Source organism: Pseudomonas sp. Y5-11 (assembly GCF_022368695.1).
Taxonomy (GTDB): Bacteria; Pseudomonadota; Gammaproteobacteria; order Pseudomonadales; family Pseudomonadaceae; genus Aquipseudomonas; species Aquipseudomonas parakoreensis.
The window spans coordinates 2487684-2513857 of sequence record NZ_CP058974.1; the positions used below are offsets into that span (position 1 = coordinate 2487684).

Below are 26174 nucleotides of genomic sequence, written 5' to 3' on the forward strand. Positions count from 1 at the left end.
TTGTCTTTATTCAAGGAGTCGTTGATGACCTTTTCGTTAGCCGCCAAGGTGTTGGTGTTGCTGCTGTTTGTGGGCAGCATCCTCTATGTGCATTTGCGCGGCAAGGCGCGTCTGCCGGTCCTGCGTCAGTTCGTCAACCACTCGGCGCTGTTCGCTCCGTACAATGCGCTGATGTACCTGTTCTCCGGCGTTCCGTCCAAACCGTATCTGGATCGCAGCAAGTTTCCGGAACTGGATGTGCTGCGCGATAACTGGGAAACCATTCGCGACGAAGCCATGCACCTGTTCGACGAGGGCTATATCCGCGCCGCGGAGAAGAACAACGACGCTGGTTTTGGCTCGTTCTTCAAGAAGGGCTGGAAGCGTTTCTACCTCAAGTGGTACGACAAACCGCTGCCGTCGGCCGAAACCCTGTGCCCGAAAACCGTGGCCTTGGTCAGTGCGATCCCTAATGTCAAAGGTGCGATGTTCGCGCTGTTGCCCGGTGGCAGTCACCTGAACCCGCACCGTGACCCGTTTGCCGGCTCGCTGCGTTATCACCTGGGCCTGTCGACGCCGAACTCCGACGATTGCCGGATCTTCGTCGACGGTCAGGTGTACGCCTGGCGCGACGGGGAAGACGTGATGTTCGACGAGACTTACGTGCACTGGGTCAAAAACGAAACCGAGCAGACTCGCGTCATCCTGTTCTGCGACGTCGAACGCCCATTAAGCAACCGTCTGATGACCCGCATCAACCGCGCCATCAGCGCCTGGCTGGGACGCGCCACCGCCCCGCAGAACCTTGATGACGAACGTGTCGGCGGCATTAACCAGGCTTATGCCTGGAGCAAGAGCTTCAGCGACAAGTTCAGTGGCGTGGTCAAACAGTGGAAACGCCGCAACCCCAAGGCTTACCGCATCCTGCGTCCGGTTCTGGCGGTGTTGGTGCTGACGTTGCTGGGGTATTGGCTGTTTGGTTGAGGCTGGATGTTGAAATAAAAAAACCGCTCCTGGTGAGCGGTTTTTTCATGAAGGGAAGGTGAAAGAGGCGCCGGCAAGAACACCCCCAGGCTCCTCAACGGCCGGGTTTGCCAACGCCTCCCTGATACGTTGCAACTCTCTCTCAGAAAGCTCTGAGCACGAGCGCTTTCTATTGACCTTTATTGACTTGGCGACCGACGCCTTGTTTTCAACGACAGCTTTCATGGTATCTCCGACGTTGATCATTAAATGAGCAGATGGCCCGATACTAGACTTAGTCAATAAGCTTCACAAGTCGCCCCTCTGTGTCGAACTCAAAACCCAGTTGCCTGTAAAGAGGAACTACTGCTGGAAGAGGTTCCTGAATTTCTATTTGTTCGCTGCCTATGATTCGTGCGAAGTGCGTAACGGCGGTCAAGGCAAACGTGGCGATGCGGCTCTTGAGAGGGTGATCCGTTCCCGGTTGGCCTTCAAGGCGCACGATTTTCACGCGCAACCTGCTCTGGTTAGGATTCGCGAAGCAAAGTCCGCAAAGCTCTTGATCAAACCAGATTGCCAAATCGAACGCCATCGGTTCTCTGGCCTTCCACCTGACAACTTCCTGCCAGGAAAAATGAGGATCAAGCCATTGTTCATAGGCATTCAGGGCCAGAGCATTGATGGCCTCAAAACGAACTCTGGAGTGGTCCAGATCCACGATCCCGTTCTGTTGCAGATCTTTCTGCAGTTTGGCAAAAGTAATACCGGCCTGCTTCCGCGCCTCTGACCGATAGACCTGATACCGCAAATATGTCCGTTCCCTTGGCATGTGATCCCGAGCATTCCCTGTCTCCCCATCAATGGGCCTATCCCTTGCTCATCAGCCTATTCTCCTCGCCGCCAACTGTCCCTGCTGGCCCTTTGGCCAAATCATTGCAATCCATGTCCCGCGCTGGTTATAGTCGGCGCTCGTGAATCAGCTGATTCATATTTCAAATCCTTCAAAAAAGATCAGTCCCAATGCCTGCATCCCTCATCAACGCGGTAGTCGATTCAGCGGTCAATGCTGGCGTCGTGCCGTGCGGGAATCAGCAGCCCGGGCAGATCAGTCATTACCCTCCACCTGTCAGTAGCACGCCGGTGTGCGCCGTCGTATCACCGCCGGGCGTTGGCGTTTCGGGCTGATCGGCATTCTTTGCTGACCCCTGCGCCCCCCAGAAACACCTACTGAATTTCAGCCTCGGCTGAGTTGGCTATTTGCCTGACTACAGGTGGTATTCATGTTTGTCCTTTCGAAACAATCCGCGTTTGCGGCGATGTCCACGAGCCTGTTCGTTCTGCTGTGGAGCAGTGGTGCGATCTTCTCCAAATGGGGCCTGGCCCATGCCTCGCCCTTTGCTTTTCTATTGATTCGCTTTGTGATCGCCCTGTGCGGGCTGCTGCTGTTGACGCCGCTGCTCAAGTTGAAGCTGCCCAAGGGTGGCAAACCGATGCTGTTCGCGATTGCAACGGGCCTGGTGTTGTTGGGCGCGTATCAGATTTTTTATCTGTTGGCGCTCAACACCAAAGTCACGCCGGGGGTGATGGCGACCATCATGGGCGTACAGCCGATCCTCACTGTGGTGTTGATGGAGCGGCAGCGCTCGGCGAGCCGGATGTTCGGTCTGGCGCTGGGCCTGGCCGGGCTGATCATGGTGGTTTACCAGGGGATCGGTCTGGCGGGGATGTCCTGGGCCGGGATGCTGTTCGGCCTGCTTGCACTGGCGAGCATGACTCTGGGTTCGATCATGCAGAAACGCATCACCGACAATCCCCTCGGCACGCTGCCAGTGCAATACCTGGCCGGACTGTTGTTGTGCGGGATATTTGTGCCGTTTCAACCGTTCCACTTTGAGCACAGCGCCGGTTTCATCGTGCCGGTGTTGTGGATGGGACTGGTGGTGTCGGTGCTGGCGACGCTTTTGCTGTACCGCCTGATCGCTCGGGGCAATCTGGTGAACGTCACCAGTCTGTTCTATCTGGTGCCAGCGGTGACGGCGCTGATGGACTATCTGATTTTCGGCAATCGTCTGGCGGCGCTGAGTGTGCTGGGGATGCTGTTGATCATTGTCGGTCTGGCGTTTGTGTTCCGTAAAACCGGCTGATCCGTAAACTGATCGCGGCTGTTCGGCCGCCTTCGCGAGCAGGCTCGCTCCCACAGGGGAATGCATTCCAAATGTGGGCTTGCTCGCGAAGACTGACTTATCGACGCCGCCAATCAGCGGGCGGTTGCTACCGCCGGCTTCAACACCAACCACAACGCCAGCGCAATCAACACCCCGCCGTACAAGTGAGCCATCGACAGCGGCTCATCCAGCAGTAACGCACCCCACAACACGCCGAACGCCGGGATCATGAAGGTGACGGTCATCGATTTGACCGGGCCGATGGAACTGAGCAAGCGGAAATAGATGATGTAGGCGAACGCGGTGCAACCCAGACCCAGGCCCAGCAGCGATAGCCATACACTCCAGCCGCCCCAGCTTGCCGGTGGTGCGGTGATCACGCTGTAGCCGAACAGCGGCAAGAGAAACAGCGAAGCGCCGAGCATGCTGCCCACGGCTGAGAGACGACTGTCGAGCCCACCGCTGTGATCCAGCCAGCGTCGCGTGAGAAATCCGGCGAAACCGTAGCAGGTGGTGGCAAGCAGGCAGGCGAGGGCGCCCATGAGCAATTGCAGATCGAAAGCCACCGGCCCTGCACGCGTCAGCACACCGACACCGAACAAGCCGAGAAACACCCCGGTCAGCTTCGCGGCAGTGAGTTTTTCACTGAAAAACAGCCCGCCAATCAATACGCCCATCAGCGGCGTGGTGGCGTTGAAGATTGCCGAGTAGCCGGCCGGCAACACTTGCGCCGCGACCGAATACAGTGTCGCCGGAATCCCCGAGTTGATCACGCCCAGCAACATCACGGTTTTAAGCTTGCCTTTGAAGTCCCAGCTGATGCGCATCAACCCGAGAATCACCAGCAGCCCGACGGCCGCTATCGACACCCGAAAGAACGCGGTCGGAATGGTGCCGATCACCGGCGCAATAATGCGCATGAACAGGAAACTCGCGCCCCAGATGGCTGCCAGCGACAGCATGCGGAAAATATCGACAGCGCTCACGATGGCACTCCTTCCTTGATCGGGACGAGAGTGTTGCCGAGCGCCCCGGCGATGGCAACCGCTAATCGGGCATTTAATTCGCTGCAGCGGGTTGCCTGGTGAAAAATGCCAGCGATGTGCGCTGGCGTTCCGGTTTTGGCAGAAATTGCACTTCACCTGCACCCGGTTCCGTGGCTAAGCTCAGGCACAGATTTCCACTTGTACGCCGAGGTCTCTTCTATGCCGCAGCAATGGCCAGCCACCGACATCGCCCGCATGATCCTCGATGGCTTTGACGATTACCGCGAGCATTTCCGGCGGATCACCGACGGTGCGCGGGAACGCTTCGAGCAGGCGCGCTGGCAGGAGACGCAGACCGCGTCGGCGGCGCGGATCAATCTCTACGAAGAAAAGGTCGGCGAAACCATCGCCCGCCTGCGCGAGCATTTCGACGACGAGACGTTGATGAATGTCGGCAGCTGGCCGTTGGTGAAAAGTGCCTACATCAGCGTGATCGACCTGCGCTTCGACGATGAGCTGTCCGAGACCTGGTACAACTCGATCTTCTGCGGGCTGTTCAGCCACGACCTGATCAGCGACGGCTGCATGTTCATCCATACCACGCGCCCGAGCCTGCGCCGCGCCCGGGCTGCGCAAACCCGCACCTACAAGCCGCAAGGTCAGCTGTCGTCGATGCTTGCGAGCATCTTTGCCGACTACCGTTTCAGCGAGGATTACGCCGATCTGCCCGGCGATCTGCAGCGCCTCGAAGCGCAACTGCGCGAGAATTTGCCGGACTGGGTGTGCAAGGATCCGGAGCTGAGCGTCGAGCTGTTTTCCTCGGTGCTGTACCGCAACAAAGGCGCGTATCTGGTGGGGCGCATCTACACCCCCAACGAGCAGTGGCCGCTGGTGATTCCGCTGCTGCACCGCGAAGGCCGCGGGATTCAGATCGACGCGCTGATCACCGACGAAGCCGATGTGTCGATCATCTTCTCTTTCACCCGTTCGTATTTCATGGTCGATGTGCCGGTGCCGGCGGAGTTCATCGGTTTCCTGCGGCGCATTCTGCCGGGCAAGCACATCGCCGAGCTGTACACCTCGATCGGCTTCTACAAACACGGCAAGTCCGAGTTCTACCGCGCGCTGATCAATCACCTGGCCAACACCGACGATCAATTCATCATGGCGCCGGGCGTGCGCGGCATGGTCATGAGCGTGTTCACCCTGCCGGGCTTCAACACCGTGTTCAAGATCATCAAGGACCGTTTCTCGCCGTCGAAAAACGTCGACCGGGCGACGGTGATCGAAAAATACCGATTGGTGAAAAGTGTCGACCGCGTCGGGCGCATGGCCGATACCCAGGAATTCGCCGACTTCCGTTTTCCACTGAGCAAGTTCGATCCGGCGTGCCTGGAAGAGCTGCTTGACGTCGCGCCGTCGACGGTCTCGGTCGAAGGCGACACGGTGTTGATCCGCCACTGCTGGACCGAGCGCCGCATGACCCCGCTCAACCTCTATCTGGACAACGCCAACGAAGCGCAGGTGCGCGAGGCACTGGAGGATTACGGCCTGGCGATCAAGCAACTGGCGGCGGCCAATATCTTCCCCGGCGACATGTTGCTGAAGAACTTCGGCGTTACCCGGCATGGGCGGGTGGTGTTCTACGACTATGACGAAATCTGCTTCCTGACCGAAGCCAACTTCCGCCACATCCCCGCGCCGCGCACCCCCGAGGACGAAATGGCTTCCGAGCCCTGGTACTCGATCGGGCCGCTGGACGTTTTTCCCGAGGAGTTTCCGCCGTTCCTGTTCGCCGATGCCGGGCAGCGCAAACTGTTCGATCAACTGCACGGCGAGTTGTACAACGCCGATTACTGGAAGGGGCTGCAGGAGGCGATTCGCGCCGGCAAAGTCATCGACGTGTTCCCCTACCGCCGCAAAGGACTGGATAATGAATGACGCCCGGGTAAACACATTGTGGCGAGGGGATTTATCCCCGATGGGGTGCGTAGCACCCCCAAAAACCTTCAACTCAGACGCTTCAGTCCGACTTTCATATCCAGTCGGCGACTGCTGCGCAGCCGATCGGGGATAAATCCCCTCGCCACAAAAGCACCTCGCAGTCGTGTTCAGTGACGCAAATCTGCGACAATCCGCCCCCTGCACATATAGACGACCGAATTGCGTACCCGATGACCGACGAATCGCCCTCCATCGACAAACTGCTGAAAAACCTTGATCACGCCATGCTCGCCGACCGTCACTGGCTGCGGCGGCAGTTGCTCGAGCTGCGCAAGAAACCCGACGAGGCCAAGCTGGCCCAGTGGGTGACGCGCCTGCAGGCGTCCTGTGATCAAGTGCTGGCGCGCCGTGCCAGCCTGCCGGTGATTCGTTACGACGACAGCCTGCCGATTGCCGCCAAGCGCGATGAGATCAAGGCTGCGCTGGAGAAGCATCAGGTCCTGATCATCGCCGGCGAAACCGGTTCGGGTAAAACCACGCAGTTGCCGAAAATCTGCCTGGAAATCGGTCGCGGTCAGCATGGCTTGATCGGCCACACCCAGCCGCGCCGAATCGCGGCGCGCAGTGTGGCCAGTCGGGTCGCCGAAGAACTCGGTACGCCACTGGGCGCGCTGGTCGGTTATCAGGTGCGTTTCGAAGATCAGAGCGATGCCAACACCCTGATCAAACTGATGACCGACGGCATCCTGCTGGCGGAAACCCAGAATGACCGTTATCTGGAACGCTACGACACGATCATCGTCGACGAAGCTCACGAACGCAGCCTGAACATCGACTTCCTGCTCGGTTACCTGAAAACCCTGCTGCCGCGTCGTCCGGACCTGAAAGTCATCATCACCTCGGCGACCATCGATCTGGAGCGCTTCTCCAAGCATTTCGATGACGCGCCGATTGTCGAAGTGTCCGGCCGCACCTTCCCGGTTGAAACCTGGTATCGCCCGCTGACGCTTGAGCAGGACGAAGAGGGCAACCGCGTCGAAGACGACCTGACCGTCGATCAGGCGATCCTCGCCACCCTCGACGAGATCGCCGCCTACGAGCGTAGTGAACGCCGCAGTCCCGGCGATGTGCTGGTGTTCCTGCCCGGCGAGCGCGAGATTCGCGACGCCGCCGACATGCTGCGCAAGGCTCAGCTCAAACACACCGAAATCCTGCCGCTGTACGCGCGCCTGTCGCCGGCTGAACAGCAGCGGATTTTCCAGTCGCATCCGGGACGCCGCGTGGTGCTGGCGACCAACGTCGCCGAGACCTCGTTGACCGTGCCGGGCATCCGGTACGTGATCGACAGCGGCACCGCGCGCATCAGTCGCTACAGCTATCGCGCCAAGGTCCAACGCCTGCCGATCGAAGCGATTTCCCAGGCCAGTGCCAATCAGCGTAAAGGTCGTTGCGGCCGGGTCGAACCGGGGATTTGCGTGCGGCTGTACAGCGAGGAAGATTTCCTCGGTCGCCCGGAATTCACTGACCCGGAAATTCTGCGCACCAACCTTGCCGCCGTGATCTTGCAGATGCTGCACCTGCGCCTCGGTGAGATCACCGCGTTCCCGTTCATCGAGCCGCCGGACGGCAAGGCGATCAGCGACGGTTTCAACCTGCTGCAAGAACTCTCGGCGGTGGACCGCAACAGTCAGCTGACCCCGCTCGGGCGCCAGTTGGCGCGCCTGCCGGTGGACCCGCGCATGGGCCGCATGCTGCTCGAAGCGGCCAGGCTCGGCAGCTTGCAGGAAGTGCTGATCGTCGCCAGTGCGATGTCGATTCAAGACCCGCGCGAGCGTCCGCCGGAGCGTCAGCAAGCGGCGGATCAGGCCCACGCGCAGTGGAAGGACAGCGATTCGGACTTCGCCGGTCTGGTCAATCTGTGGCGTGGTTTTGAAGAACAGCGCCAAGCGCTGACCGCCAGCCCACTGCGTAACTGGTGCCGGAAGAATTTCCTCAATTATCTGCGTCTGCGCGAGTGGCGTGATTCCCATCGCCAGCTGAGTCTGATCTGCCGCGACATGCAGTTGAGCCTCAACAAGGAACCGGCGGATTACCCGAAACTGCACAAAGCGGTGCTGGTCGGATTGCTCAGCCAGATCGGTCAGAAAACCGAAGACGGCGATTACCTTGGCGCCCGTCAGCGGCGCTTCTGGATTCATCCGTCGTCGGGCATCGGCAAGAAACGCCCGCAGTGGCTGATGACCGCCGAACTGGTGGAAACCACCAAGCTTTACGCGCGCATGGTCGCCAAGATCGACGCCGACTGGATCGAACCGCTGGCCGGGCACCTGATCAAGAAAAACCACTTCGAACCGCACTGGGAGAAGAAGCGCGGCCAGGTTGTGGCCTACGAGCAGATTACCCTGTTCGGGCTGATCGTGGTCGGTCGCCGCCCGGTGCATTACGGCCCGGTGGATCCGGTGGTGTCGCGTGAGCTGTTTATCCGCGAGGGCCTGGTGCGTGGCGAGATTCAGTCGAAAGCCAAATGCTTGAGCGCCAACAAACAATTGCTCGAACAGCTCGACGAACTGGAAGCCAAGGCCCGGCGCCGCGACATCCTCGCTGACGAAGAAACCCTGTACGCGTTCTACGATGCGCGGTTGCCGGCGGAGATTCACCAGACCGCGACCTTCGACAGTTGGTATCGGGTCAACAGCCAGAAGAACCCGCAGCTGCTGATCATGCGCGAAGAGGACGTGCTGGCCCGCGAGGCCAGCGAAGTCACCGCGCGCGACTACCCGGACACGTTGCACATCGGCGATCTGGAGTTGGCGCTCAGCTACCACTTCGAACCCAATCACCCGCGCGACGGCGTGACCCTGCGCGTGCCGGCACCGCTGCTGCCGATGCTGCCGCCGGAGCGTCTGGAATGGCTGGTGCCGGGGCTGATCGAGGCCAAGTGCATTGCGCTGGTGCGCAATCTGCCGAAAGCCCTGCGCAAAAACTTCGTGCCGGTGCCGGATTTCATCAAGGCGGCGTTGCAGCGCATGACCTTCGCTGAGGGCTCGTTGCCGCAATCGCTGGGTCGCGAACTGCTGCGCATGACCGGCGCCCGAGTCAGCGATGAGGCGTGGGCGGAAGCGGCGCAGCAGGTCGAAAGCCATCTGCGGATGAACCTGGAAATCGTCGACGGCCAAGGCAAGTTTCTTGGTGAGGGACGCGATCTGGCCGAGCTCACCGCGCGCTTCGCCGAAGCCAGTCAAGCGGCTTTGGCCGTGCCGCAAAGTGCGAAAAGTCAGCAACCGGTGGAGGCCAAGGTCTTCGCTCCGGTGGCGGAAAAGACTCAGCAGAAGATTGCCGGCCTGTCGATGACGGTCTATCCGGCACTGGTGGAAGAAGGCGGCACGGTCAAGGAAGGGCGGTTTTCGACCCCGGCCGAAGCCGAATTCCAGCATCGCCGCGCCTTGCAGCGGCTGCTGCTGCAGCAACTGGCGGAGCCGGCGAAGTTCCTGCGCAGCAAACTGCCGGGTATCACCGAGCTGGGCCTGCTGTATCGTGAGTTGGGCCGAGTGGACGCGCTGGTGGAAGACATTCTGCTGGCCAGTCTCGACAGCTGCATTCTGGAAGGCGAAGACCCGTTGCCGCGTGACGGTGCCGGGCTGGCGGCATTGGCCGAACGCAAACGCGGCAGCTGGACCGAACACGCCGAGCGCGTGGCGCGGCTGACCCTGGAGATTCTCAAGCTGTGGCACGGCCTGCAAAAGCGCTTCAAGGGCAAGATCGATCTGGCTCAGGCGGTGGCGCTGAATGACATCAAGCAGCAAATCAGCCATCTGGTGTATCCGGGGTTCGTCCGGGAAACACCGATGCAATGGCTCAAGGAGCTGCCGCGCTATCTGAAGGCGGTCGAGCAGCGTTTCGAGAAGCTCGGTGCGCAAGTACAGAAGGATCGCGTCTGGAGCGGTGAACTGGCCGGCCTCTGGGCGCAATACCAGGTCCGCGCGGCGAAACATGCCCAGGAAGGTAAACGCGATCCGCAGCTGGAGTTGTACCGCTGGTGGCTGGAGGAATACCGGGTGTCGCTGTTCGCCCAGCAGTTGGGAACGAAAGTGCCGATCTCGGACAAGCGGCTGAGCAAGCAATGGAGTCAGGTCGAGGCTTGATCCCCAACCCTGCATCGCCTCTGTAGGAGCTGCCGCAGGCTGCGATCTTTTGATTTTGCTTTTTACCGGAACAGAATCAAAAGATCGCAGCCTTCGGCAGCTCCTACAGTGATTGGGTTTGGCATGAGAAAGGCGCCAAAAGCCAAGGTTTATGGCAAACTTCGCGACCATAAACGCCGGTTTCGTGACCCAGAGCCTTCGGTCGGGTCACGTGGCGGAATAAAGCGATGCCAGGTCAGCGTCCTGCGGACAGGAACAGACCCTTTGTGTGTTGGTACGTCGGTGCCAGCGCTTTCTGCCTGAACAGATTAGAGAAACGACCATGCATAACGTCGTCATCAGCGGCACCGGCCTGTACACCCCGGCCAACAGCATTTCCAACGAAGAGCTGGTGCAGTCTTTCAATACCTATGTCGCGCAATTCAACGCCGACAACGCCGATGCCATCGCCCGTGGTGAAGTCCAGGCGCTAACCGAATCCAGCGCCGCGTTCATCGAAAAGGCCTCCGGCATCAAGAGCCGCTTTGTCATGGACAAGGACGGTATTCTCGATCCGCAACGCATGGCCCCGCGTCTGCCGGAGCGTTCCAACGACGAATGGTCGGTCCTCTGCCAGATGGCCATCGGCGCCGCCGAACAGGCGCTGCAACGTGCCGGCAAGACCGCCGCCGACATCGACGGCGTGATCGTCGCCTGCTCCAACCTGCAGCGCGCCTACCCGGCCATCGCCATCGAAGTCCAGGAAGCACTGGGCATTCAGGGCTTCGGTTTCGACATGAACGTCGCCTGCTCCTCGGCGACTTTCGGCATTCAGGCGGCGGCCAACAGTGTGCAACTGGGTCAGGCCCGGGCGATCCTGATGGTCAACCCTGAAGTCTGCACCGGTCACCTGAACTTCCGCGACCGTGACAGCCACTTCATCTTCGGCGACGCGGCGACGGCAGTCATCATTGAGCGCGCCGACCTGGCGACCTCCAAGTACCAGTTCGATGTGGTCAGCACCAAACTGCTGACCAAGTTCTCCAACAATATTCGCAACAACTTCGGCTTCCTCAACCGTGCGGCGGAGGAGGGCATCGGGGCCCGCGACAAACTGTTCGTGCAGGAAGGCCGCAAGGTGTTCAAGGACGTCTGCCCGATGGTCGCCGAGCTGATAGGTGAGCATCTGGAAGAGAACAAACTCAACGTCGGCGACGTCAAGCGCTTCTGGCTGCACCAGGCCAACCTGAGCATGAACCACCTGATCGTGCGCAAGCTGCTGGGCCGTGAAGCCACTGAAGAAGAAGCCCCGGTGATTCTCGACACCTACGCCAACACCAGCTCTGCCGGCTCGGTGATTGCCTTCCACAAGTATCAGGACGATCTGGCCAGCGGTTCGCTGGCCGTGCTGAGCTCGTTCGGCGCCGGTTACTCGATCGGCAGCGTGATTCTGCGCAAGCGCTGAGTGCGCCTGAAAAGATCGCAGCCTGCGGCAGCTCCTACACTGATCTCTGTAGGAGCTGCCGCAGGCTGCGATCTTTTGCTTTCGACCATCTGAAAACGAGGCGCGCATGGCCGCAACGGATGACACCCAACTGCTCGAACGCCTGTTGGCCGGTGAGCAAAAAGCTTTCAAGGAACTGGTCAGCACCTACCAGAGCGCCATGCGTGCTGTGGCTTACGCGATTGTCGGCCAGCGCCATGTCGAGGAAGTGGTGCAGGACGCCTGGCTTTCGGTGGTGCGCCACATCGGTAGCTTCGAGGGCCGTTCCAGTCTCAAGACCTGGCTGCTGACCATCACTGCCAACTCGGCCAAGAGTCGTTACAAACAAAATCGTCGCGAAGTCTTGATGGATGACCTGCCGTCACCCCACGGCACCATCGACGATGATCGCTTTTCTTCCGGTGACGGTCATTGGCTGGTGGCGCCGTTCGCCTGGCATCAGGACACGCCGGAAGCCTTGCTGACTGAAAGCGAATTGCGCGACTGCCTGGAGCACACCTTGCTCAGCCTGTCGGAACTGCAAAGCAGTGTTTTGCTGCTGCGCGAGCGTCAGGGCCTGGAGCTGGAAGAGATCTGTAATCTTCTGGAGATCTCGCTCTCCAATGTCCGTGTGCTGCTGCATCGTGCGCGGCTGAAAGTCTTCGCCACGGTGGAGCATTTTGAGGAGACTGGCGAATGCTGACCTGCAAGGAACAAGTAGCGCGCTCCAGCGATTATCTCGATGGCCAGTTGAGCTTTCGCGAGAGACTGTTGGTGCGCCACCACCTGATGTTCTGCCCCAACTGTCGGCGTTTCATTCGCCAGATGCGTTTGATGCAGGCCACATTGAAGGCGATGCCGGAGAAAACCGAGGCGGGTATTGACGCTTTGGCCGAACGCCTGGCCGAGCAACGCCGCAAAGAAAAATAGAGCCCCCTGTAGGAGCTGCCGGAGGCTGCGATCTTTTGATCCTCAAAAACAAGATCAAAAGATCGCAGCCTCCGGCAGCTCCTACAGTGTTCTTGCATCTTGCAGAAATAGCCCGACGCGGATGAAACGAACGGATGATGGGGATCGTCCCGCCCGCGTCAGGCTACAGGTGACGCTTTTTAGAACTTCGCTTCCGCATCCAGCTGCAGGGTGTTGGTGTCTGCGTCACGCTGGGTACGGCTGGAGAAGTCGGCCTTGGTCAGGAAGTAGGTGGCGCCGATGGCGAAGTTCTTGTCGATGTCGTAACCGACCTTGAACTTGTGGCCACGGGAACCGGTGGTGCCGTTGGCGAAGTCGGAGTCGGTGAATGCGCCGACCACGGCGTCACGCTGTACGTCACGATAGTTGTAGTCCAGGTTCAGGCCGAAGACTTTCGACTTGGCGCCGACCAGCCACGCAGTGTCGGCATCGGTCACGGCATCGTTGTTCTTCACGTACTGGCCGTAGAACGACAGCGGCATTGGCAAACCACCGATATCGATCTGGCTGAAGCCCTCGTACAGACGGAATTCGTTGTTGGCCGAGTTGCCGTTGACCGACAGTGCGCACGGTGTGGACGTCCCGGTGCAACGGCTGTCCTCGTCGTTCTGGTAGGCGTAGACGCTGCCGCCCAGGGTCAGTTTCAGGTTGTCGGTGATCGCGAAGCGGCTGCCCAACTGGCCTGCGGTCAGGCGCAGGTCGTGGCGAAATTGCACGCCTTCGCCGTCGACGTTGTCCTTGAGGGTGTAGTTACCCAGGCTGCCGAACAGTTCGGCGCTGCTGCCCAGCGGGTATTTGTAGGTCACGGCCAGACCTTCCGGGTTGATGTCGCTGTCCCAGATCACATCGCCCATGCTGACCCAGGGTTGCAGCATCTTGCCGCCGATCACGTGCAGGTTCTTGATGGCATCGGGGTGGTAGTCGATGTAACCCAGGTCGAGCCAGATCTGCTTCTTGTCGAAGTAGTTGTCCATGTCCTGGTTGGTCGAACGGGCATCGTCGCCGCCGCCGGTGGCAATACGGATACCGGTGTCGACCTGCGGGTTGATCTCGGTGTAGGCACCCAGGCGGGCGCGGATACGCTGGCGATCCTTGTCGCGACCACCGTTGTTGGATTCACCGTCGATCTTGACGGTCTCCTGACGGATACGCACGTCACCCTTGAACTGGGTCTTGGCGGCCCAGGCAAGTTTCTGGTCGAAGGAGCTCAGCTCATTGGTTTTCTTCGCGGTTGCCGCGATTTGCTCGTTGGTCTCTTGCTGCGCCTGCTGCGCGATTTGCTGAGCCTTCTGATCCTTGGCCAGTTCAGTTTGCAGTTCAATGTACTGCGCCTGGGAAATGGAACCGTTAGCCTTGAGCATGTCGAGCAGTTTGGCGTCGACTGCAGCACTGGCCGGAACGCTCATGGCCAGCAACAGGCCACCGCACAGGGCCGCCGCAGTTTTCGTGGAAGCAAGACGCATAGCAATCTCCGAAGATGAGAGGGATGGCTGAACCATCCTGGGCACACCGACGCGCACGTCGGAAAACAGTGTCCGGGTAGAACCCGGCGCTCTAAAAACAGGAGCGAGTATCGCGATGGTTTATGACAGAGCAGTGGCTAAGTGATGTCATGTCGATGACGATGCAACGTCCTCGTGAACTATCGAGCCAGAGCACTGTCGCCCGAATGAGCGTGTGCAATGGAAGCTGATCAGCGATACTCGCGGGGCTTTGACGCCAAGATGTGGAGAGCCAGTTGATGCCGTTGCAACGTCTGCAAAACCTGTCAGAAATCGCCCCCGCGACCTGGGATGCGCTGGTGCCCGAGAACCAGCCGTTTCTGCGCCATGCGTTCCTCGGCGCACTGGAAGACAGTGGCAGCGTCGGCCCGCACACCGGCTGGCAACCCGAGCATCTGCTGCATGTTGAAGGCGATCGGTTGATCGCCGCGCTGCCCGGTTATCGCAAATGGCATTCCTACGGCGAGTATGTCTTTGATCACGGTTGGGCTGATGCCTGCGCTCGCGCCGGGATCGATTACTACCCCAAGCTGCTGACCGCGGTGCCGTTCAGTCCAGTCAGTGGCCCGCGCCTGCTGGCGGCGAATGTCGAGGACGGCTTCGAACTGCTCAAAAGCCTGCCGGGTTATCTGGAAATCGAAGAACTTTCCAGCGCGCACATCAATTTCACCGACCCGTTCACCGATGCCGCCATGGCCGAGCAGCCGGGCTGGCTGCAACGTATCGGCTGTCAGTACCACTGGCAGAATCGCGGTTACCGGGACTTTCAGGATTTTCTCGACGTGCTCAGCTCGGGCAAGCGCAAGCAGATGCGCAAGGAACGCGAGCAAGTGGCGGGGCAGGGCTTCGAGTTCGAATGGCTGGAAGGGCGCGAGCTGGACGAGGCGCAATGGGATTTTGTCTACGCCTGCTATGCCAACACCTATGCCGTGCGCCGACAGGCGCCGTACCTGACGCGCGAGTTCTTCAGTCTGTTGGCTGCGCGGATGCCGGAGGCGATTCGGGTGGTCTTCGCCAGACAGGGTTCACGGCCGGTGGCGATGGCCTTCAGTCTGGTCGGGGGTGACAGCTTCTATGGACGTTATTGGGGATGTCTGGCCGAGTTTGACCGGCTGCATTTCGAGACGTGTTTCTATCAGGGCATGGATTACGCGATCGCCCAGGGGTATCAGCGCTTCGATGCGGGGGCCCAGGGGGAACATAAACTGATTCGCGGCTTTGAACCGGTGATCACGCATTCGTGGCACTACCTGCGCCATCCCGGGTTGAAAGCGGCGGTGAAGGATTTTCTGAAACAGGAACGCGCCGGCATCCTTGCCTATGCCGAAGAAGCAAAAACTGCCTTGCCCTACCGCCAAACCTAGCTCCCTGTAGGAGCTGCCGGAGGCTGCGATTTTTTGCTCTTTAAAAGTCAAAAGATCGCAGCCTTCGGCAGCTCCTACAAAGGGAGTTCAGGCATCCTTCAGGTTTCTTCTTTACCCAGCCAGCGATAGATTCCGCCGCCCACCACCGCGCCCAGCAGCGGCGCGACCCAGAACATCCACAACTGCGCGATCGCCCAGCCGCCGACCATCAACGCCGGACCGGTGCTGCGCGCCGGGTTGACCGAGGTGTTGGTGACCGGGATCGAGATCAGGTGAATCAACGTCAGACCCAGGCCGATGGCGATCGGTGCAAGGCCCGCCGGAGCGCGTTTGTCGGTAGCACCGAGGATGATGATCACGAACATGGCGGTCATCACCAACTCGGTGACAAAGCCTGCGGCCATCGAGTATTTGCCCGGAGAGTGCTCGCCATACCCGTTGGAGGCCAGACCTGCGGCAATATCGAAACCCTCCTTGCCGCTGGCAATGTGCGCAATCAGCGCCGCGGCGAGAATCGCGCCGAGCACCTGCGCGATGATATAGGCGGGCAACTCTTTGGCCGGAAACCGGCCGCCAACGAACAGACCGACCGAGACGGCCGGGTTGAGATGACATCCGCTGATGTGGCCAATGGCGAACGCCATGGTCAGCACCGTCAGACCAAACGCCAGGGCCACCCCCAGCACTCCAATGCCCAAGGGCGAAGACGCAGCGAGTACTGCGCTGCCGCATCCACCCAGAACCAGCCAGAACGTACCCAACAACTCAGTAACTGAACGTTTGAACAGAGACATGAGAGAGTCCTTGATAGGCGTGCTATCGAGACTGTATCGAGTTGTGCTTCCTTGCAGATTTACGACAGGTTCCGTGCTGGAACCTTGGCTGAGTACAGCAGGCTTTGGATGGATTGCCAGCAGACATGAAAAAACCGCCAGAGCCCATGGTTGGCGGGCTGGGGCGGTTTTTTGGCGGACAAACATTGCGTGGCGAGGGAGCTTGCTCCCGCTGGACAGCGAAGCTGTCCCAAAACTATCTGCACCGGTAGTGTCAGACTCGCACAGTTGGCGGGCTTTGCGCCTGCTGCGCAGTCGAGCGGGAGCAAGCTCCCTCGCCAAAAAAGTTCACAAAGTCAGATTTTTTGTGATCAATCGATGCCGACAAATCCTCCGGTCTGGTGCGCCCACAACCGCGCATACAACCCGCGATGGGCGAGCAATTCGGCGTGGGTGCCGCTCTCGGCGATCTTGCCGTTTTCCAGCACCACCAGCCGATCCATGCGGGCGATGGTCGAGAGGCGGTGAGCGATGGCGATCACGGTTTTACCTTGCATCAGGGTTTCGAGGCTTTCCTGGATCGCTGCTTCGACTTCCGAATCCAGTGCCGAGGTTGCTTCGTCCATGATCAGGATCGGCGCGTCCTTGAGCAGCACCCGGGCAATCGCGATGCGCTGGCGCTGGCCGCCGGACAGTTTCACCCCGCGCTCGCCGACGTGTGCATCGAAACCGGTGCGGCCCTCGGCGTCCGACAGCAACGGAATGAACTCGTCGGCGCGAGCCTTGTGCACCGCATCCCAGAGTTCGGCGTCGGTGGCGTCAGGCTTGCCGTACAGCAAGTTGTCGCGGATCGAGCGGTGCAGCAGGGAGGTGTCCTGCGTGATCATGCCGATCCGTGCGCGCAGGCTTTCCTGGCCGACTTCGGCGATGTTCTGCCCATCGATCAGGATCCGTCCACCCTCGACGTCGTACAGGCGCAGCAGCAGGTTGACCAACGTCGATTTGCCGGCGCCGGACGGCCCGATCAAACCGATTTTCTCGCCGGGTTTGATGGTCAGGTTGAGGTCGCCGATGATGCCCTTCTTCTTCCCGTAGTGAAAATCCACATGCTCGAAACGCACTTCGCCACGGGCCACCGCCAGTGGTTTGGCCTGTTCGCGATCAGTAACGCTGACCGGTTGCGAAATGGTCTGCAGACCGTCCTGCACCATGCCGATGTTTTCGAAGATGCCGGTGACCACCCACATGATCCAGCCGGACATGTTGACGATGCGAATCACCAGACCCGTAGCCAGCGCGATAGCGCCGACCGTGATCAACGACTGCGTCCACAGCCACAGCGCCAGCGCGGTGGTGCCGACGATCAGCAGACCGTTCATGGCGGTGATTGCCACGTCCATGCTGGTCACCACGCGGCCGGCCATCTGCGCCTTGACCGTCTGTTCCTCGATGGCTTCCCTGGCGTAATGCTGTTCGAAATTGGTGTGGGCAAACAGCTTCAGCGTGGCGATGTTGGTGTAGCCGTCGACGATCCGCCCCATCAGTTTCGAGCGCGCATCGGAGGCCTCCACCGATCGATCCTTGACCCGTGGCACGAAGTAATACAGGGCGCCGATGTAGGCGGCGATCCAGGTCAGCAACGGGATCATCAGGCGCCAGTCGGCTTCGGCGAACAGCACCAGCGAACTGATCGCGTAGATCACCACATGCCACAGCGCGTCGACCGCTTGCACGGCGGAGTCACGCAGCGAGTTGCCGGTCTGCATGATGCGTTGGGCGATGCGCCCGGCGAAGTCGTTCTGGAAGAAATTCAGGCTTTGTTTGAGCACATAGCTGTGATTCTGCCAGCGGATCATGCTGGTCATCCCCGGGCTCAGGGTCTGGTGCACCAGCAGGTCGTGCAGGCCGAAAAAGATCGGCCGCAGTACCAGCGCCACCACCACCATCCACGTCAGTTCGAGGGCGTGGTCGCTGAAGAAATTCGGGTTGGGCGTGCCTTGGGCCAGGTCGATGATGCGGCTCAGGTAACTGAACAGCGCCACTTCGATCAACGCAGCAAACAGGCCGACCACCAACAGAGCGGCAAAGCTCGGCCAGACCTGTTTCAGGTAATAGGTATAGAAGGGCAGCACGCGATTGGGCGGAGCCGCCGTCGGAGCATCGCGGAATATGTCGATCAGTTGTTCGAAACGGCGATAGAGCATCAGATAACCGCCCGGAGGCCGGGCTCTCCTTTTATCGGTGTGAGCGGCGTGGCGTCAGGCCTGCGCCGCTCGAAACGCCCTGTACAGCTTAGTCGATGACTTTGGCCGACTTGATGATCACAGGGTCGGAAGGCACGTTCTGCATGCCCTGTTTGGTGGTGGTTTGCGAGTTGACGATGATGTCGACCACGTCCATGCCTTTGACCACTTTGGCGAATACCGCGTAACCGGCGTCACGGCCCGGATCGAGGAAGGCGTTGTCGGCCACGTTGATGAAGAACTGGCTGGTGGCCGAATCAGGGTTGGAGGTGCGTGCCATCGACAGCGTGCCGCGAACGTTATGCAGACCGTTGCTGGCTTCGTTCTTGATCGGCGCCTTGGTTTCTTTCTGCTGCATCTGTGGCGTGAAACCGCCGCCCTGGGCCATGAAGCCCGGGATCACGCGGTGGAAAATGGTGTTGGTGTAAAAGCCGCTGTTGACGTAATCCAGAAAGTTTTTGGTACTGATCGGCGCCTTGACCGGGTCCAGTTCGATTTCGATCTGGCCGTTGGTGGTGTCCAGCAGCACGTGCGGCGCTTTTGCCGGCGTGGCAGCCATCAGGTTGGCAGCGAACAGCACAGTGCCGGCGGCGAGGGCGAGTTTTTTCAGCATGGGTCAGTGATCCTGAGATTGAATGTCGGCTGCGGCGAGAAACTCCAGCAGCGTTTGATTGAAACGTTCGGGTTGATCGAGCGGGGTGGCGTGGCGCGAATCGGCGATGACCACCAGCCGCGCATCGGGCAGCAGTTTTACATAGGTTTCTTTCAGCGCCACCGGTGTGTAGTCACGGTCGGCAGTGACGATGAGGGTTGGACAGGTCACCCGGGAAAGTCGTTCCTGAACGCCCCAGCCAACAATCGCATCGAAGCTGGCGAGATAAGCACGTTTGTGGTTTTTTGCCCAGCGCTCGGCCATTTTCTGCCGCAAATCAGCCTGTTCCGGTTTCGGAAAAAGTTTGCCGCCCAGCGCCTTGCCGATGGTTGCCAGGCTCAGCACACGCATCAGGCTCCAGCGTTTGAACCACTGCCAGTAATCGTCGCGGCTGCGGAGTTTGACTTCGGGGGCGCTGTTGACGATGGTCAGGCTTTTGAGCAGGTGAGGGTGATCGACACCGAACTGGAAACCGATCATCCCGCCCATCGACAGCCCGACGTAATGCACCGGACCGAGGTTCAGGTGCTCGATCAACGCCAGCAGGTCAGCGCTGAAACCGGCGATGCTGTAGCGCTCGCGGGGTTTGTCCGAGCGACCGTGACCGCGTATGTCCGGGACGATCACCCGGTAATGCGCCGACAGCGCCGGAATCTGCATTTCCCAGTCCAGGGTGCTCGAGCCGAGCCCGTGAACCAGCAGCAACGGCGTACCGTGGCCATATTCCTCGTAGTGCAGGTTGCAACCTTCGTGCTCGAAATACGCCATCGGTGAACTCCGTGTCAGGCTTGTTCGGGGGCGGCGAACGGTGCGTCCAGCGGCAAGGTGTCGAAGGTGCGCAGCAGTTCGATGAGGATTTGTGTCGCCGGGCCCAGCGGTTTGTCCTTGTTCGAGTAGAGATAGAAACTCGGGTTGCGGCTGCCGCCCTGAACCAACGGTAGCAGCTTGAGCGTGCCTTCCTTCAATTCACGTTCGATCATGTGTCGGGGCAACCAGGCGAAACCCAGGCCGCTGCTGACGAACGTTGCGGCAGTGGCAAGGCTTCCGACCGTCCAGCGCTGTTCGGCACCCAGCCAGCCGACGTCGCGTGGCTGCTGGCGCCCGGAGTCGCGAATCACCACTTGCATCTGGGTTTCCAGATCCTGGAAGCTCAGTTCGCGATTGAGCCGATGCAAGGCGTGGTCCGGGTGGGCGACGGCAACAAACTCGACATCGCTCAATTCCGCACCGAGATAGCCGGGAATGCTCAGACCGGTGATCGCCAGATCGGCCACGCCTTCCAGCAGCACTTCTTCGACCCCCGACAACACCTCCTCGCGCAGCCGCACGCGGCAGCCACGACTTTGCGGCATGAACGCGGTCAGCGCCCGGACGATGCGTGCGCTCGGGTAGGCCGCATCAACCACCAGCCGCACCTCGGCCTCCCAACCTTGCTCCATGTGGTGGGCGAGGTCTTCCAGTTGGCTGGCCTGTTTCACCAGTTGCCGCGAGCGGCGCAACAATACGCCACCGGCTTCGGTGAGTACCGCCTTACGCCCGTCAATGCGCAGCAAGGGCACGCCGAGCTGGTCCTGCATGCGGGCGACGGTGTAACTCACCGACGATTGCGAACGGTGCAGTGCCTCGGCGGCTTGGGCGAAGCCGCCGTGATCGACCACGGCCTGCAATGTTCGCCATTGATCAAGGGTCACGCGGGGCGCTTTCATCAATAGCTCCTCTTGTCCTAAGCTGGCCATCCCTCATGGAGACTGGCGAATGAAAAAATTCTGTTGTGTGTTGCTGGCGCTGCTGCCGCTGACAGCGTTTGCTTACCCGATCGATGTGCAGAAAAATCTCAATGGCTTGAAGATCGACTACGAAACCTATGACACCGACAAGGACATCGGCTCCATAAAAGTGGTCAACTTCGGTGATGTCGATGCCGTCTGCAAAGCCGTTTTCAACAATGGCCCGGAAGCGCCACGTACGCGCAACATCGAAGTCCCGGCCCGCAAGCATACGAACGCCACGGCCAAGTTCTCTCGCGAGATCATCAGGCTGCGCATTGAACTGAGTTGCAGCCCGAAATAACACCGTCAATCCCTTGTGGGAGCGAGCTTGCTCGCGAATTGGCCGTTTCAGTCGACATCATTGTTGAATGACACACCGCTTTCGCGAGCAAGCTCGCTCCCACAGGGGCTAAGTGCATCTAAACGAATTATTCGATGCTTTGCAGCAATTATTTGCGCTTTTTCATCGATACAAGCCTGTTTAACCTTCACTCCATCGACCTACAACATTCTCGGATGGAGACTACACACCATGTCCCGCGTTCTGATCATCGAAAGCAGCGCCCGCCAGCAAGACTCGGTTTCCCGTCAACTGACCCAGACCTTCATCAGCCAGTGGAAGTCTGCGCACCCTAACGATCAGATCACCGTGCGTGACCTCGCCGTGAACCCGGTACCCCACCTGGACGCCAACCTGCTGGGTGGCTGGATGAAGTCTGCCGAACAGCGCAACGCCGACGAACAATCGTCGCTGGACCGATCCAACGAATTGACCGAGGAGTTGCTGGCCGCCGACGTATTGGTGATGGCGGCGCCGATGTACAACTTCGCGATCCCGAGCACTCTGAAAGCCTGGCTCGACCACGTGCTGCGTGCCGGTGTGACCTTCAAGTACACCGAAACCGGCCCGCAAGGCCTGCTCAGCGGCAAACGTGCCTACGTACTTACCGCTCGCGGCGGGATCTACGCCGGCGGCCCGGCCGACCACCAGGAACCGTACCTGCGTCAGGTCATGGGTTTCATCGGCATCCACGACGTGACCTTCATTCACGCCGAAGGCATGAATCTGGGCGGCGACTTCCAGGAGAAGGGCTTGAATCAGGCCAACGCCAAACTGTCCCAGGTCGCTTGATGGGTTAATCGCCAGATAATCGCCGCTTGTTTAAGTGACCTGGCGCAACCCCTTCAAGGCTCTACGCGCATCGAACCTCCCTTTGCACTTGTTGCTCCTGAGTGCTGTAGCCCGATTGAACGCTTTAGCGAGATCGGGCTTTTTTTTGTCTGGGATTTCTCTGATTCACTGCTCTCCCTGTAGGAGCTGCCGCAGGCTGCGATCTTTTGATGTTGTTTTTTACAATCAAAAGATCGCAGCCTGCGGCAGCTCCTACAGGGGATTTTGTGTTGGTTGCGGAATGTAAAACCGGCTATCGTCGCCGCCATTCGAAACAGAGGCGACCATGGGCTATCTACTTTTTGTCACGCTGATCCAGGCGTTTTCCTTCAGTCTGATCGGCGAGTACCTCGCCGGGCATGTCGACAGCTACTTCGCGGTGCTGGTGCGCGTGGTGCTGGCCGGGCTGGTGTTCATTCCGTTGACACGCTGGCGTTCGGTGGAACCGGCGTTCATGCGCGGCATGCTGCTGATCGGCGCGTTGCAGTTCGGCATCACCTATGTCTGCCTGTACCTGAGCTTCCGCGTGCTGACGGTGCCGGAGGTGCTGCTGTTCACCATCCTCACACCGTTGCATGTGACGTTGATCGAAGATGCGTTGAACCGACGCTTCAATCCATGGGCGCTGGTCGCTGCATTGGTAGCGGTGGGCGGTGCGGCAGTGATTCGTTTTGATCGGATCAACCCGGATTTCTTCATGGGTTTCCTGTTGCTGCAACTGGCCAACTTCACCTACGCCGCCGGCCAGGTGCTGTACAAGCATCTGGTGGCGAAACACCCGAGCGACCTGCCGCATTACCGGCGTTTCGGCTTCTTCTACCTCGGGGCTCTGGCGGTGGTGTTACCGGCGTTTCTGCTGTTCGGTAAAGCCAACTTCCTGCCCGAAGCGCCGCTGCAGTGGGGCGTGTTGCTGTTTCTCGGCCTGGTCTCCACCGCGCTGGGCATGTATTGGTGGAACAAGGGCGCGTGCATGGTCAACGGTGGCACGCTGGCGGTGATGAACAACCTGCATGTGCCGGTGGGACTGCTGCTGAATCTGCTGATCTGGAATCAGCATGAGGAACTGGGAAGGCTTTTGCTTGGCGGGAGTGTCATTCTGGCGGCCGTATGGATCAGCCGGTTGGGTATCCGCCGCACCGCATGACCCGGTGTAGGAGCTGCCGAAGGCTGCGATCTTTTAATCTTTAAAATCAAAAGATCGCAGCCTGCGGCAGCTCCTACACGGTAATTGTGGGTTACATGAGGTGTTTTTGTGGTTCCGCAATGTGCGCCGAACCCAGCACCGCCGGCAACAACCCCGAACGCAAATCCCCGCCGCTCGGCTGCTGATACAGACTCAAGCCAAACTCTGGCAGCACCGCCAGCAGATAATCGAAAATATCCCCCTGAATCCGCTCGTAATCGGCCCACACCGTGGTAGTCGTGAAGCAGTAGATTTCCAGCGGAATGCCCTGCGCCGTGGTCTGCATCTGGCGCACCATGCAGGTCATGTTCGGCTGGATCTCGGGATGGCTTTTCAGATACGCCAGCGCATAAGCGCGGAAGGTGCCGATGTTGGTCATGCGCCGACGATTGGCCGCCATTGCCGCTACATTACCCTGCGCCTCGTTCCACGCTTTGAGTTCGGCTTTCTTGCGGCCCATGTAGGCGGTCAGCAGGTGCACCTGAGAGAGCTTTTCTTCTTCATCGTCGCGGATGAAGCGCACGCCGCTGGCGTCGATGAACAGGCTGCGCTTGATCCGTCGTCCACCGGACTGTTGCATGCCGCGCCAGTTGCGGAACGATTCGGACATCAGGCGCCAGGTCGGGATCGAGACGATGGTCTTGTCGAAATTCTGCACCTTGACCGTGTGCAAGGTGATATCGACCACGTCGCCATCGGCGCCGACTTGCGGCATCTCGATCCAGTCGCCGACCCGCAGCATGTCGTTGCTGGTCAGCTGTACGCTGGCGACGAACGACAGCAGGGTGTCCTTGTAGACCAACAGAATCACCGCCGACATCGCACCCAGACCGGACAGCAGCAACAATGGCGAACGGTCGATCAGGGTGGCGACGATGATGATCGCGCCAAACACGTACAAGACCATTTTCGCCAGTTGCACATAGCCCTTGATCGAGCGGGTGCGCGCGTGTTCGGTGCGCGCATAGATGTCCAGCAACGCATTGAGCAGGGCACTGACCGACAGCAGCAGGAACAGGATGGTGAAGGACAGCGCCACGTTGCCGAGGAAGGTCATCGCGGTTTTGCTCAGTTCCGGCACCAGGTGCAGACCGAACTGGATCACCAGCGACGGCGTCATCTGCGCCAGACGTTGAAACACCTTGTTGTGGCGAAAGTCGTTGATCCAGTGCAGCGCCGGCTGGCGCCCGAGCATGCGGCTGGCGTGCAGGATCAGATAGCGTGCCACTCGTCCGAGGATCAGCGCGATCACCAATAGCAGCATCAGCGCCAGGCCGGATTGCAGGAACGGGTGCTTTTCGAGGGCACCCCAGAGGTCTTGGGCGTTGAGCCAGAGCTGTTTGAAATCCATGTGAGCAACGATTCTTCTGTAAGGCGCGATGGGCGATTAGAGCATTTAAGACGCTGTGTATTACCGTTGGAGACAAATCGAGCAACAAAAAAGCCACTGATTACGCCCGTTTGTATAAAGAAACTCGGCCTGAGCGCTCGAAACCGGTAACCTATGCAGCTGTTTTTTTGCATATCTTCGAGGTAGCACCCGTGTTTTCCCAATTCGCCCTGCACGAACGCCTGCTCAAAGCCGTGGCCGAGCTGAAATTTGTCGAGCCAACGCCTGTGCAAGCAGCGGCCATTCCGCTGGCGCTCCAGGGGCGTGACCTGCGGGTGACGGCGCAAACCGGTAGTGGCAAGACCGCCGCTTTTGTCCTGCCGATCCTCAACCGCCTGATCGGCCCGGCGAAGATTCGCGTCAGCATCAAGACCCTGATCCTGCTGCCGACCCGCGAGCTGGCCCAGCAGACTCTGAAAGAAGTTGAACGCTTCTCGCAGTTCACTTTCATCAAGTCCGGCCTGATCACCGGCGGCGAAGACTTCAAGGTGCAGGCGGCGATGCTGCGCAAGGTGCCGGACATCCTGATCGGTACGCCGGGCCGGATGATCGAGCAACTCAACGCCGGCAACCTGGATTTGAAAGAAGTCGAAGTGCTGGTGCTCGACGAAGCCGACCGCATGCTCGACATGGGTTTCGCCGAGGACGTGCAACGTCTGGTCGACGAATGCCCGAACCGACAGCAGACCATGCTGTTCTCCGCCACCACCGGCGGTTCCGGCCTGCGCGAGATGATTGCCAAGGTGCTGAACAACCCTGAGCACCTGCAGCTCAACGCGGTCAGCCAGCTGAACTCGACGACCCGTCAGCAGATCATCACTGCCGACCACAACCAGCACAAAGAGCAGATCGTCAACTGGCTGCTGGCCAACGAGACCTATCAGAAGGCCATCGTCTTCACCAACACCCGCGCCATGGCCGACCGTATTTACGGCCGCCTCGTGGCTCAGGAATACAAGGCGTTCGTGCTGCACGGCGAGAAAGACCAGAAGGATCGCAAACTGGCGATCGATCGTCTGAAGCAAGGTGGCGTGAAGATTCTGGTTGCCACCGACGTCGCAGCCCGTGGTCTGGACGTGGATGGCCTGGATCTGGTGATCAACTTCGACATGCCACGCAGCGGCGACGAATACGTGCACCGCATCGGTCGTACCGGCCGTGCCGGCAACGACGGTCTGGCGATCTCGCTGATCTGCCATGGCGACTGGAACCTGATGTCGAGCATCGAGCGCTACCTGAAGCAGAGCTTCGAGCGCCGCACCATCAAGGAAGTCAAAGGCACCTACGGCGGGCCGAAAAAGGTCAAGGCCTCGGGCAAAGCTGTCGGCGTGAAGAAGAAAAAGACCGACGCCAAGGGCGACAAGAAGAAAACCGCCGCCAAGACCCCGACCAAGCGCAAGAGCGCCAACCGTCCGAAGCCGGATTCGCTGGTGAGCAGCGACGGCATGGCCCCGCTCAAGCGCCGCAAGCCGGCCGAGCCTGCGGCTGAATAAGTCGCCACAAATGGCCAATAAAAA

General features: G+C 59.7%; 22 protein-coding genes. 12 read left to right on the forward strand and 10 right to left on the reverse strand.

Annotated elements, in window-relative coordinates; all coding sequences use genetic code 11:
• Positions 1-24 precede the first annotated feature (24 nt).
• A complete protein-coding gene (locus HXW87_RS11200) occupies positions 25-963 on the forward strand; it encodes an aspartyl/asparaginyl beta-hydroxylase domain-containing protein (RefSeq protein ID WP_047292347.1) in 939 nt (312 codons plus the stop codon).
• 45 nt (positions 964-1008) lie between these two features.
• On the opposite strand, the gene HXW87_RS11205 is transcribed toward HXW87_RS11200, so the two are convergent.
• Together HXW87_RS11205 and HXW87_RS11210 are read right to left on the reverse strand one after the other, a co-directional pair.
• The gene (locus HXW87_RS11205) at positions 1009-1188 is read right to left on the reverse strand and encodes a hypothetical protein (RefSeq protein WP_239778913.1); all 180 of its coding nucleotides are present in this window, start codon (positions 1186-1188) and stop codon (positions 1009-1011) included.
• Positions 1189-1237: 49 nt separating this feature from the next.
• Entirely contained in the window at positions 1238-1771 is a 534-nt protein-coding gene (locus tag HXW87_RS11210; protein ID WP_239778914.1) for a hypothetical protein, read from the reverse strand.
• Positions 1772-2222: 451 nt separating this feature from the next.
• Between HXW87_RS11210 and HXW87_RS11215 the strand changes: the two genes are divergently transcribed.
• A complete protein-coding gene (locus HXW87_RS11215; RefSeq protein ID WP_047292353.1) occupies positions 2223-3086 on the forward strand; it encodes a DMT family transporter in 864 nt (287 codons plus the stop codon).
• A gap of 113 nt (positions 3087-3199) precedes the next feature.
• Here the strand turns inward: HXW87_RS11215 and HXW87_RS11220 are convergent, their stop codons facing one another.
• Positions 3200-4093: a DMT family transporter gene (locus HXW87_RS11220; protein WP_239778915.1), complete on the reverse strand. Its 894-nt coding sequence runs from the start codon at positions 4091-4093 to the stop codon at positions 3200-3202.
• Between the two features lie 219 nt (positions 4094-4312).
• On the opposite strand from HXW87_RS11220, the gene aceK reads away from it, so the two are divergent.
• From aceK to HXW87_RS11245, 5 genes are all read left to right on the forward strand, one after another.
• A complete protein-coding gene (gene aceK, locus HXW87_RS11225) occupies positions 4313-6034 on the forward strand; it encodes a bifunctional isocitrate dehydrogenase kinase/phosphatase (RefSeq protein ID WP_047292357.1) in 1722 nt (573 codons plus the stop codon).
• A gap of 233 nt (positions 6035-6267) precedes the next feature.
• Positions 6268-10179: an ATP-dependent RNA helicase HrpA gene (gene hrpA, locus HXW87_RS11230; protein WP_239778916.1), complete on the forward strand. Its 3912-nt coding sequence runs from the start codon at positions 6268-6270 to the stop codon at positions 10177-10179.
• A gap of 322 nt (positions 10180-10501) precedes the next feature.
• Positions 10502-11623 (forward strand): beta-ketoacyl-ACP synthase III, encoded by a 1122-nt coding sequence (locus HXW87_RS11235; RefSeq protein WP_095667230.1) that lies wholly within the window; start codon positions 10502-10504, stop codon positions 11621-11623.
• Positions 11624-11729: 106 nt separating this feature from the next.
• Complete coding sequence (locus HXW87_RS11240) at positions 11730-12344, forward strand: RNA polymerase sigma factor (RefSeq protein WP_121184230.1); 615 nt, start codon at positions 11730-11732, stop codon at positions 12342-12344.
• Positions 12338-12571, forward strand: coding sequence for a zf-HC2 domain-containing protein (locus HXW87_RS11245; RefSeq protein WP_047292363.1), 234 nt, complete (start codon positions 12338-12340; stop codon positions 12569-12571). The genes HXW87_RS11240 and HXW87_RS11245 overlap by 7 nt, the downstream gene beginning before the upstream one ends.
• A 179-nt stretch (positions 12572-12750) precedes the next feature.
• On the opposite strand, the gene HXW87_RS11250 is transcribed toward HXW87_RS11245, so the two are convergent.
• On the reverse strand, positions 12751-14073 hold the full coding sequence (locus HXW87_RS11250; RefSeq protein WP_007966005.1) for a putative porin: 1323 nt from the start codon (positions 14071-14073) through the stop codon (positions 12751-12753).
• Positions 14074-14351: 278 nt separating this feature from the next.
• On the opposite strand from HXW87_RS11250, the gene HXW87_RS11255 reads away from it, so the two are divergent.
• Entirely contained in the window at positions 14352-15476 is a 1125-nt protein-coding gene (locus HXW87_RS11255; RefSeq protein ID WP_239778917.1) for a GNAT family N-acetyltransferase, read from the forward strand.
• A gap of 98 nt (positions 15477-15574) precedes the next feature.
• Here HXW87_RS11255 and aqpZ read toward each other — a convergent pair whose 3' ends face one another.
• From aqpZ to HXW87_RS11280, 5 genes are all read right to left on the reverse strand, one after another.
• On the reverse strand, positions 15575-16270 hold the full coding sequence (aqpZ, locus tag HXW87_RS11260; RefSeq protein ID WP_047292367.1) for an aquaporin Z: 696 nt from the start codon (positions 16268-16270) through the stop codon (positions 15575-15577).
• Between the two features lie 350 nt (positions 16271-16620).
• The gene (locus HXW87_RS11265) at positions 16621-18453 is read right to left on the reverse strand and encodes an ABC transporter ATP-binding protein (RefSeq protein ID WP_047292369.1); all 1833 of its coding nucleotides are present in this window, start codon (positions 18451-18453) and stop codon (positions 16621-16623) included.
• 88 nt (positions 18454-18541) lie between these two features.
• On the reverse strand, positions 18542-19105 hold the full coding sequence (locus tag HXW87_RS11270) for a peptidylprolyl isomerase (protein WP_047292371.1): 564 nt from the start codon (positions 19103-19105) through the stop codon (positions 18542-18544).
• A 3-nt stretch (positions 19106-19108) separates the two neighbouring features.
• Positions 19109-19912 (reverse strand): alpha/beta hydrolase, encoded by an 804-nt coding sequence (locus tag HXW87_RS11275; RefSeq protein WP_095667228.1) that lies wholly within the window; start codon positions 19910-19912, stop codon positions 19109-19111.
• Between the two features lie 14 nt (positions 19913-19926).
• Positions 19927-20850 carry a LysR family transcriptional regulator gene (locus tag HXW87_RS11280; RefSeq protein ID WP_041070257.1) on the reverse strand — a complete coding sequence of 308 codons (924 nt, stop codon included), beginning with the start codon at positions 20848-20850 and terminating at the stop codon, positions 19927-19929.
• 49 nt (positions 20851-20899) lie between these two features.
• On the opposite strand from HXW87_RS11280, the gene HXW87_RS11285 reads away from it, so the two are divergent.
• The 3 genes from HXW87_RS11285 to HXW87_RS11295 all read left to right on the forward strand — a co-directional run bounded on the left by HXW87_RS11285 (position 20900) and on the right by HXW87_RS11295 (position 23228).
• Positions 20900-21214 (forward strand): 3-phosphoglycerate kinase, encoded by a 315-nt coding sequence (locus HXW87_RS11285; protein WP_108181980.1) that lies wholly within the window; start codon positions 20900-20902, stop codon positions 21212-21214.
• Positions 21215-21445: 231 nt separating this feature from the next.
• Entirely contained in the window at positions 21446-22045 is a 600-nt protein-coding gene (locus HXW87_RS11290) for an FMN-dependent NADH-azoreductase (RefSeq protein WP_047292378.1), read from the forward strand.
• Positions 22046-22370: 325 nt separating this feature from the next.
• Complete coding sequence (locus HXW87_RS11295; RefSeq protein ID WP_007965993.1) at positions 22371-23228, forward strand: carboxylate/amino acid/amine transporter; 858 nt, start codon at positions 22371-22373, stop codon at positions 23226-23228.
• Positions 23229-23319: 91 nt separating this feature from the next.
• On the opposite strand, the gene HXW87_RS11300 is transcribed toward HXW87_RS11295, so the two are convergent.
• Positions 23320-24618 carry a mechanosensitive ion channel family protein gene (locus tag HXW87_RS11300; protein ID WP_095667225.1) on the reverse strand — a complete coding sequence of 433 codons (1299 nt, stop codon included), beginning with the start codon at positions 24616-24618 and terminating at the stop codon, positions 23320-23322.
• 191 nt (positions 24619-24809) lie between these two features.
• Here HXW87_RS11300 and HXW87_RS11305 point away from each other — a divergent pair, with 191 nt between their 5' ends.
• On the forward strand, positions 24810-26150 hold the full coding sequence (locus HXW87_RS11305) for a DEAD/DEAH box helicase (RefSeq protein WP_041070247.1): 1341 nt from the start codon (positions 24810-24812) through the stop codon (positions 26148-26150).
• Positions 26151-26174 lie beyond the last annotated feature (24 nt).

What these genes read in the sequence shown, in the direction of transcription:
- HXW87_RS11235 (WP_095667230.1), top strand. Translation starts at nt 10,502, where the DNA reads ATGCATAACGTCGTCATCAGCGGCACCGGCCTGTACACCCCGGCCAAC.
- HXW87_RS11300 (WP_095667225.1), bottom strand. Translation starts at nt 24,618, where the DNA reads ATGGATTTCAAACAGCTCTGGCTCAACGCCCAAGACCTCTGGGGTGCC.
- HXW87_RS11215 (WP_047292353.1), top strand. Translation starts at nt 2,223, where the DNA reads ATGTTTGTCCTTTCGAAACAATCCGCGTTTGCGGCGATGTCCACGAGC.
- HXW87_RS11205 (WP_239778913.1), bottom strand. Translation starts at nt 1,188, where the DNA reads ATGAAAGCTGTCGTTGAAAACAAGGCGTCGGTCGCCAAGTCAATAAAG.
- HXW87_RS11270 (WP_047292371.1), bottom strand. Translation starts at nt 19,105, where the DNA reads ATGCTGAAAAAACTCGCCCTCGCCGCCGGCACTGTGCTGTTCGCTGCC.
- HXW87_RS11290 (WP_047292378.1), top strand. Translation starts at nt 21,446, where the DNA reads ATGTCCCGCGTTCTGATCATCGAAAGCAGCGCCCGCCAGCAAGACTCG.
- HXW87_RS11295 (WP_007965993.1), top strand. Translation starts at nt 22,371, where the DNA reads ATGGGCTATCTACTTTTTGTCACGCTGATCCAGGCGTTTTCCTTCAGT.
- HXW87_RS11240 (WP_121184230.1), top strand. Translation starts at nt 11,730, where the DNA reads ATGGCCGCAACGGATGACACCCAACTGCTCGAACGCCTGTTGGCCGGT.
- HXW87_RS11265 (WP_047292369.1), bottom strand. Translation starts at nt 18,453, where the DNA reads ATGCTCTATCGCCGTTTCGAACAACTGATCGACATATTCCGCGATGCT.
- HXW87_RS11210 (WP_239778914.1), bottom strand. Translation starts at nt 1,771, where the DNA reads ATGCCAAGGGAACGGACATATTTGCGGTATCAGGTCTATCGGTCAGAG.
- aqpZ (WP_047292367.1), bottom strand. Translation starts at nt 16,270, where the DNA reads ATGTCTCTGTTCAAACGTTCAGTTACTGAGTTGTTGGGTACGTTCTGG.
- HXW87_RS11275 (WP_095667228.1), bottom strand. Translation starts at nt 19,912, where the DNA reads ATGGCGTATTTCGAGCACGAAGGTTGCAACCTGCACTACGAGGAATAT.
- HXW87_RS11200 (WP_047292347.1), top strand. Translation starts at nt 25, where the DNA reads ATGACCTTTTCGTTAGCCGCCAAGGTGTTGGTGTTGCTGCTGTTTGTG.
- HXW87_RS11255 (WP_239778917.1), top strand. Translation starts at nt 14,352, where the DNA reads ATGCCGTTGCAACGTCTGCAAAACCTGTCAGAAATCGCCCCCGCGACC.
- HXW87_RS11280 (WP_041070257.1), bottom strand. Translation starts at nt 20,850, where the DNA reads ATGAAAGCGCCCCGCGTGACCCTTGATCAATGGCGAACATTGCAGGCC.
- HXW87_RS11245 (WP_047292363.1), top strand. Translation starts at nt 12,338, where the DNA reads ATGCTGACCTGCAAGGAACAAGTAGCGCGCTCCAGCGATTATCTCGAT.
- hrpA (WP_239778916.1), top strand. Translation starts at nt 6,268, where the DNA reads ATGACCGACGAATCGCCCTCCATCGACAAACTGCTGAAAAACCTTGAT.
- HXW87_RS11250 (WP_007966005.1), bottom strand. Translation starts at nt 14,073, where the DNA reads ATGCGTCTTGCTTCCACGAAAACTGCGGCGGCCCTGTGCGGTGGCCTG.
- aceK (WP_047292357.1), top strand. Translation starts at nt 4,313, where the DNA reads ATGCCGCAGCAATGGCCAGCCACCGACATCGCCCGCATGATCCTCGAT.
- HXW87_RS11285 (WP_108181980.1), top strand. Translation starts at nt 20,900, where the DNA reads ATGAAAAAATTCTGTTGTGTGTTGCTGGCGCTGCTGCCGCTGACAGCG.